This is a genomic window from Treponema zioleckii (genome assembly GCF_014737315.1).
GTDB classification, from domain to species: domain Bacteria; phylum Spirochaetota; class Spirochaetia; order Treponematales; family Treponemataceae; genus Treponema_D; species Treponema_D zioleckii.
The window spans coordinates 1-7,278 of record NZ_JPUF01000098.1 but is presented as its reverse complement, the minus strand read 5'-3'; the positions used below and the strand labels follow the sequence as shown (position 1 = coordinate 7,278).

Sequence of the window (7,278 nt, the reverse complement as noted above, 5' to 3'; positions counted from 1 at the left end):
ACGGTTGCGAGCCACACGCGAGCAACAAAACCAAGTTCGCAAAGCGCGGCCAGGGTTTCCGCCGCGTTTTGCGAGCAGTTGTAAAACGACCCACCAAAGCGCGAGTTTTTGCCGTAAGGAAAAACTCGCGGGAAACGCACAAGTAAAATTTTATTTTCAAAACCAACTTGCAGCGTTTCCATGGTTGCGAAGATAATTTGAAAACTGTATAATCATACGAAAATATCAAAAAATACATGTATATTTATGCAAAATTTTGCATAACCGACGGAGGTTTTTATGTCTGACAACGAAAGTTTGCTTATTGGAAGATTGTCGATGCTTGCAGAGCGCAATGACCCTATAGACCCTGCTCTTTATGGTAAATACGATGTCAAACGGGGCCTCCGTAACGCTAACGGAACAGGTGTTCTTGTAGGACTTACGAGCATTGGAGACGTTGTTGGATACGAACTTCAGGACGGAAAGAAAATCGCGATTCCTGGAAAACTCATTTACCGCGGCTACAATGTTGAGGACTTGGCAAAGGATGCCGAGAATTCGAACCAGTTCGGTTACGAGCAGTGCGTTTATCTTCTTCTTTTTGGTGAGCTTCCGACGCAGATTCAGCTTGATGAGTTCCGCGAACTTTTAGGCTCAAAACGAAATCTGCCTGACAACTTTACCGAAGACATGATTATGAAGGCTCCTTCAAGCGACATTATGAACAAAATGGCCCGCGGAGTTCTTGCCTCGTATTCGTATGATTTGAACCCGGAAGACAGGAGCATTTCGAACGTTTTAAGACAGAGTATCGAACTTATTTCAAGATTTTCGACACTTGCGGCTTACGCATATCAGGCAAAACGCCGATTCTTTGACGGAAAATCAATGTACATTCATAATCCACTTCCGAATCTTTCAACAGCGGAGAATTTCCTTCGCCTTATCCGAAATGACAAAGTTTATTCCGAGGAAGAAGCGCGACTTCTTGATCTCGCATTGATTCTTCATGCCGAACATGGTGGCGGTAACAACTCTTCTTTGACTGTTCATGTTGTATCTTCTGCCGACACGGATTCATATTCCGCAATCGCGGCTGCCGTAGGTTCCCTCAAAGGAAGAAGACACGGAGGCGCGAACATTCAGGTAATGGAGATGATGGACGACATAAAATCCCACGTTCGCGATTGGTCTAGCGAAGAGGAAGTTAGGGCTTACCTTCGAAAAATCGCCTCAAAAGAAGCTTTCAACCACACGGGCTTGATTTACGGTCTCGGACACGCGGTTTACACCGTTAACGACCCTCGAGCTTCACTTTTGCGCGACAAGGCTGCGCATCTTGCACAAGAAAAAGGAATGCTCGAAGAATTCAATCTTTACAAATTGATAGAAAAACTTGGTCCAGAAGTTCTTTACGAGCTTCATGGCGACAGCAAACGTATTTGTGCGAACGTGGACCTTTATTCAGGATTCGTTTATTCAATGCTCAATATTCCTCGCGAGCTTTATACGCCTTTGTTCGCAGTTAGCCGAATCGCGGGCTGGTCAGCTCACCGCATCGAGGAAATCGTTGCCGGCGGAAGAATTTACCGTCCAGCGTACCAGAGCATTTGCTCAGAGCGGGAGTACGTTCCGATTAGTCAGCGTCACTAATTTTTGGGAGATTTATGGCAACAGAACGTCTTGATAAAATATTGGCTCATCACGGTTTTGGAACTCGAAAGTACGTCAAAAAAGTGTGCCACGAGGGTTTGGTCTTCATCAACGGAAAAATGGTCACCGACCCCGGTGCGCACGTTGACATTTCCAGCGACAAACTTACAATCGACGGTGAGGAAATAAAGCTGCAGCACGACTTGTACATAATGATGAACAAATGCAAGGACGTGGTTTGCGCCAACAAAGACGGCGAGCATCGCACCGTGTTCGACCTTATCGATGAAGGCTTGCGGCACAAATTCTTGGGCGGCGACCTTCACTGCATGGGGCGGCTAGACATTGACACGGAAGGACTCTTGATTCTTACGACAGACGGCCAGCTCACCCACAGGCTTTTGGCCCCAAAAACCCACGTGCCAAAAACTTATGCGGTGGGGCTTCGAGATTCTCTCACGCAGGAACAAAAAAACGAATACGTTGAAATCTTCAAAAAGGGATTTTGGGTTGACCGCGAGCAGAATGAATCCGGATTTGACTGCAAACCTAGCGAACTTGTTTGGATTAGTGACGAAAATAAAAAACAAGCAGAGAATTCCAGCGGAAAGGCAGATTGCCTTCTTACGATTTATGAAGGAAAATATCATCAGGTAAAACGGATGTTTGCTCAGATGAAAAACGAGGTCGTTTACCTAAAACGCGTAAAAATGGGAGCCTTGTCATTGGACCCAAAAATCAAGCTTGGCGAATATCGAGAGCTTACCGAGCACGAAATCGAAATCCTCTCGCAAGAATCCTAAAAAACTAACATCGCAATGCCGATAATCTCGAAAGAAAAGTTTAGGCAATCTTTAAAATGTTAACTGAGGTTGCCGGCGAGTTTTGCAGCCAAAAATTACGGTCTGTTAAACATTGCATTTTCAGAGTTGTCTCTAAAAAACAGAAATTTTTAGGGACTCCATTTAGATTTTTTTTGGAGACTAAATATGAGAAATCTTCGTAATATATTTGCTCTGATTCTTTTTTTGGCTATATTTGCGACATTTTCAGTGATGCCTATTTTTTCTAATGGTGTTGGAATCGACAGAATGGCAGTGCCTGATTCAGCTGAAATCAGAAAAGATATTGCGGAATTGTGGTTTTATAAAGATGTTTCTGTGATTCGCGAGCTGCCTACGGAGATTCATTTGAATTCTGTTGGACAAAGATTTCAGGTAAAACTTGAAGAAACAGAGAAAAACTTTTCTGTAATCGTCGCTCCAGAAACTACCGTAACTTATGAATATTACGATGGCAGAACTATGACTGCGGACGATGAGACTTCTGAAAAGAATGTTGTAACTCAGTCCGTTTCTGAATATCTTGGTGACGCCTGCGGTTCGTTTGAGCTTTCTCGCGATCTGTCAACTGGAAAAGCTGAGTACGTTCGTTTTTACATTACAAATGATTCTGGAGTTTATATCCAGTTCAGTCCATCCGCAAAAGGAAACAAAACTTTTGCCGACTATGTTATCAACGGATTTTATGCGGCGCGTTCCGTTCCTATCGGAATCAATTTTGAGACTCTCTACACTGCATCTTTGCCTCAGATTAGAAATTGGACAAAAAAATCTTTGCCGTGGAAATATGTGGATGTTTCTTACGGTCAATATGCTCAGAAACTCCACATGATAGAAGTGATTCGAAACAATTTGGACAGGGTTACTTTCCAGTGGGATGCCGCTTATGACGAAAACGAAAAGCCTGTCCGCATTTCCGATGGCGGTGAGCGTACAGTTTCTGAAGAGCTTAAAATTGATTCAGATTCATTGGTTTCGGCAACGGATTTGTCTGCGCTTGCCGAATATGACTCTGAGGAAGGCTCTTTTGCGGAAAAGTCTGCTGACAAACAGATGCGTTCACTTTCATCAGCGGGATTCGTAAAGTGGATTGTTGACGGTTTGGTAAAACCTTTGGCTGGAAGCGGAACTTATTTGGAGCCGCTAAAACGCCCGACCGTTTTGCAAAACCCTGTTGGCTATGCCGGAATCCGTCAGGAAAAAGATAATCTGTCGTTCACTTTGGACTGGACAAGAAATCTTGCCGCCGCGCGAGTTTCTGTTCAGACCCGAAAAGTCTACCTTTACGAAAAAAGCGGAGTGGACGTTACGATTAATCCTTTCAGTTTTGTCAGTACAGAAAAAGGCATTACAGGCATTGCCGGATACACGAAAGATTCTGGCTACAGAATCGATGAGATTCCTTCGCTTTTGTATGTGCTTGGTGCTTCCGAACCAACTTATTTTTATTTGGCTGCAATCCGAAAACCGCTTCCGAGCGTTCCGGGAAAATCTGCCGAAATTTATACTTTTGACGAAGCCGCCGTTATTTTCCCGTTCTTTACGAAAGACAACAGTTTTGACTGCGTAATCTTTCAGAACGGAAAAGAACTTGATTTGAATGAATTTATCTCCAAAAACAGTGATTGTTATGTTCATCTAACAAGAGTTTTGTCATCTGACAAATTTAAACTCTACTAAACTAACGACAAAAACTTAAAAATGTTTTATCCTTATAACTCGGTGACTTTTCCGTCCTTAAAGTAAAGGAACTTCTAAAAACTTCAGTTTTTGGAAATGCCCATAATTTTAGGGCGGAAATATCGGGTATTTTGATTTTATCAAAAATGGGGATAGAAAAATGTTTAAGGTGTTGCTTTCAGGCGGAATCATAATGATTCCAATCATTCTCTGTGGAATTTTTTCTACTTATATAATTGTAGAAAAGTTCATTTTTTTTAAAAAGTCAAAAAAACAGGATGATGATTTAAAGAAGAATCTTGATTTGGCATTAATCAAGCACGATTACGTTTCTGCCGAATCTTTGTGCGTTGCTTGCCAGACTCCGCTAGGTTCTGTAATTTCTAAAGCCATATTGAACAGAAAACTCCGGGAAGAAGACATGAAAGAGATTGCTCAAAGCGAGCTTGATTCAAGCGTCTCTTCTGTTGAAAGCCGTCTTGATTGGCTGAGTTCACTTGCGAATGTTTCAACCTTGCTCGGTCTTTTTGGCACTGTTTGCGGAAACATCAGAGCTTTTGGAATCTTAAGCAGGGGCGTGGAACTAGAAGCTCCTTCGGCTCTCGCTGGCGCAATCGGGCAGGCCCTCGTTACCACCGCCGCAGGACTTTTTGTGGCGATTCCAACATTGATTTTGAGTGCTTATCTAAAATCTGTTGCCGAGAAAAGAATCTTGGATATGGAAAGCTACGTTACGAACGTAATTCTCCGGCTTACAGGAAGGGTTTTGTAATGAGAGCAAACAGAAAAACTCGTAAAAATGATAGGGTAGATTTAATCCCTATGATAGATGTGGTTTTTCAGCTTGTAATATTCTTTCTTGTTAGTGCGACTTTTGCTGTAATTCCTGCTATCAATATAAATTTGCCTAAAAGCTCGACTTCGCAGGGCGTGGAGATTTCTAAAATCAGGATTTCCGTAGACAACGCCGGTCAGCTTAGGATGAATGATGACGTGGTTTCGTTCAACATGATTGGAAAGCGTCTTTCAAAATTCGACACGAATGGCAAAAATCCAGAAGACGTGCCTGTAATTCTTGAGGCTGACGAAGAGGTTACGAACGGTACGATAGTAAAAATCCTCGATGAAATCAGAAAAGCTGGTTTTGCGACCGTGGACTTAAAGACTTTGGAAAAATAGAGAAAAAACAGATAATGGGAAACAAAATCAATTTCTTGAGCGTGGTGAGTACAGCTGCAATTTGGTTGGTGATTTTTGGCATTGTTGCTGTAATTCCGAGTTTTTTGGGCGGAAAAAAATATCACTCTATAAAAATCAATTTGAATGCGGATACTCGTTATGAGAGCGCAGAACGGCTTGCCGACAAACTTGATATGCAACTTCACGAGACCGTGATTGCTGAGCGGATACTTGAATCCGAAACGACGGTTCCGCCGACTCTTTCTGATGAGTTGAAAACTGAGTTGTTGGCGTCTAATGAAGATTTGCCATGGCTTACAGAGTCTGATTCCAAAAATAAAAAAGTTCTTACTGCCGCTGATTTTGAAAAATTCAATTCTGAGTTGTTGGCAAAATCCGTTCCCGAACGGCCTGCACTAAAGCCTGAACCGATTGAAAATCTTTCTTTATACGATAGGTCTGCGGAAGGCCTTTCAGCTTTAGGTTCTGATAAATCTTCTGAAAATGGGAATTCAAAAAATCAGAATGAAAAAAATGAAATTGATTCTGTTCGAGCAAAAATCAATCTTGAAAGTAAGATTTCCTCTGACGAAGCAAATAATTTGCTTGCAAAAATAGATTCTAAAGTTGATTCTTTGTCTTCCTTAGAGAATGCAGAAAATCCTGTAAAAACATTGTCTTCTGAAAATCATTCTGGCGAACTTGCAAATGGCGCACCTAGCACGAATTCTCTCGCGGAGACTTTAAAAAATCTTGAAAACATAAATAATGAGCTTTCAAAGTCTTCCGACGAAAAGGCTGTCGTTCAGGCGGAAAAATCGGATGAAAAACTTGTTGCTGTTCGTCCTAAATTCACTGGAAGCCAGCTTCGTTCAATTTCGATGCCGTCATGGCTTTTGCCTGCATCGTCGGAAAGTGCTTCTGAAAATTCGGCTGTTGCTTCCGTTAACGCTCCAAAAACACCTTATAATCCAAAATTGCCGACTGCACCATCGGCTCCAACTGTTGCTGGAGTATCTTCTTCGGCGGCTACGCAAACTTCGTCCTCTGGGAATAATGTTCCAGTTCTTACAAATCGTTCAATCGTAATGCCAACGTGGCTTTCAATGAATCAGACAGCAGTTGAATCGGCTCAAAAATCGAACGAGAAAACCACAAGCACAAGCGTCGCGTCAAACAAGCCTGCTTCGAACGCGCAGAAAGCGAACGAAAAAACGGCAAGCGCGGGAATCGCGTCAAACAAGACAGCTTCGAGCGCGCAGAAAACAAACGAAAAAACGGCAAGCACAAGTATCGCGTCAAGCAAGCCAACTTCGAACGCGCAGAAAGCGAATGAAAAAACGGCAAGTACGAATGCTGTAGAAAATTCGTCAAATTTGGTTTTGCCTAATGCCAATACAAATCTTGCAAGCACGAGCGTAGCGGAAAACAAAACGCCGTCAAGTGCGCAAAATACAGACTCAAAAACTGTGGAAAATAACACGGCGACTACGAAAACTTCTGCGAATATTCAGGCTGAGGCTGAAAAGAGTTCAGACATCGCTGTAGCGTCCGTAAAAACGGAGACGGTTGCTCAGGTTTCAGAATCTAAGAGCGAAGCTCCAAAAGTGGCTAGTGCAAAATCTTTTGATTCGACTCAGCCAGCTAGCAATCAGAAAGAAAATCGCATAAAGAATGTTCCTGTCCTCTCGAATCGTTCAATCGTAATGCCTACGTGGCTTTCAATGAATCAGACAGCAGTTGAATCGGCTCAAAAATCGAACGAGAAAAACACAAACACGAGCGTAGCTTCGAACAAGCCTGTTTCGAGCGCGCAGAAAGCGAACGAGAAAAGTGCAAGTGCGGGAATCGCTTCAAACAAGACAGCTTCGAACGCGCAGAAAGCGAACGAAAAAACTGCAAGCACAAGCGTAGCGTCACTCAAGTCTGCTTCGAACGCGCA

The 7,278-nt window shown here is 42.8% G+C and carries 7 protein-coding genes; 6 read left to right on the top strand and 1 reads right to left on the bottom strand.

The features are described 5' to 3' along the window. On the bottom strand, positions 1–182 hold a 182-nt coding region (locus JI65_RS17190; RefSeq protein ID WP_207106104.1), incomplete at its 3' end, for a hypothetical protein. 97 nt (positions 183–279) lie between these two features. Here JI65_RS17190 and JI65_RS16120 point away from each other — a divergent pair. The 6 genes from JI65_RS16120 to JI65_RS16095 form a co-directional block, all read left to right on the top strand. After that, positions 280–1,635 carry a citrate/2-methylcitrate synthase gene (locus JI65_RS16120; RefSeq protein WP_191018190.1) on the top strand — a complete coding sequence of 452 codons (1,356 nt, stop codon included), beginning with the start codon at positions 280–282 and terminating at the stop codon, positions 1,633–1,635. Positions 1,636–1,649: 14 nt separating this feature from the next. After that, positions 1,650–2,438 (top strand): pseudouridine synthase, encoded by a 789-nt coding sequence (locus tag JI65_RS16115; RefSeq protein WP_191018189.1) that lies wholly within the window; start codon positions 1,650–1,652, stop codon positions 2,436–2,438. 186 nt (positions 2,439–2,624) lie between these two features. After that, complete coding sequence (locus JI65_RS16110) at positions 2,625–4,157, top strand: hypothetical protein (protein ID WP_191018188.1); 1,533 nt, start codon at positions 2,625–2,627, stop codon at positions 4,155–4,157. A 160-nt stretch (positions 4,158–4,317) separates the two neighbouring features. Then, a complete protein-coding gene (locus JI65_RS16105) occupies positions 4,318–4,929 on the top strand; it encodes a MotA/TolQ/ExbB proton channel family protein (protein ID WP_191018187.1) in 612 nt (203 codons plus the stop codon). Continuing rightward, entirely contained in the window at positions 4,929–5,336 is a 408-nt protein-coding gene (locus tag JI65_RS16100; protein ID WP_191018186.1) for an ExbD/TolR family protein, read from the top strand. Before JI65_RS16105 ends, JI65_RS16100 begins: the two co-directional genes overlap by 1 nt. Before the next feature lie 14 nt (positions 5,337–5,350). Continuing rightward, on the top strand, positions 5,351–7,278 hold a 1,928-nt coding region (locus JI65_RS16095), incomplete at its 3' end, for a hypothetical protein (RefSeq protein WP_191018185.1).

Coding starts and splice junctions, on each gene's coding strand:
- JI65_RS16120 (WP_191018190.1), top strand. CDS start 280: ATGTCTGACAACGAAAGTTTGCTTATTGGAAGATTGTCGATGCTTGCA.
- JI65_RS16115 (WP_191018189.1), top strand. CDS start 1,650: ATGGCAACAGAACGTCTTGATAAAATATTGGCTCATCACGGTTTTGGA.
- JI65_RS16105 (WP_191018187.1), top strand. CDS start 4,318: ATGTTTAAGGTGTTGCTTTCAGGCGGAATCATAATGATTCCAATCATT.
- JI65_RS16100 (WP_191018186.1), top strand. CDS start 4,929: ATGAGAGCAAACAGAAAAACTCGTAAAAATGATAGGGTAGATTTAATC.
- JI65_RS16110 (WP_191018188.1), top strand. CDS start 2,625: ATGAGAAATCTTCGTAATATATTTGCTCTGATTCTTTTTTTGGCTATA.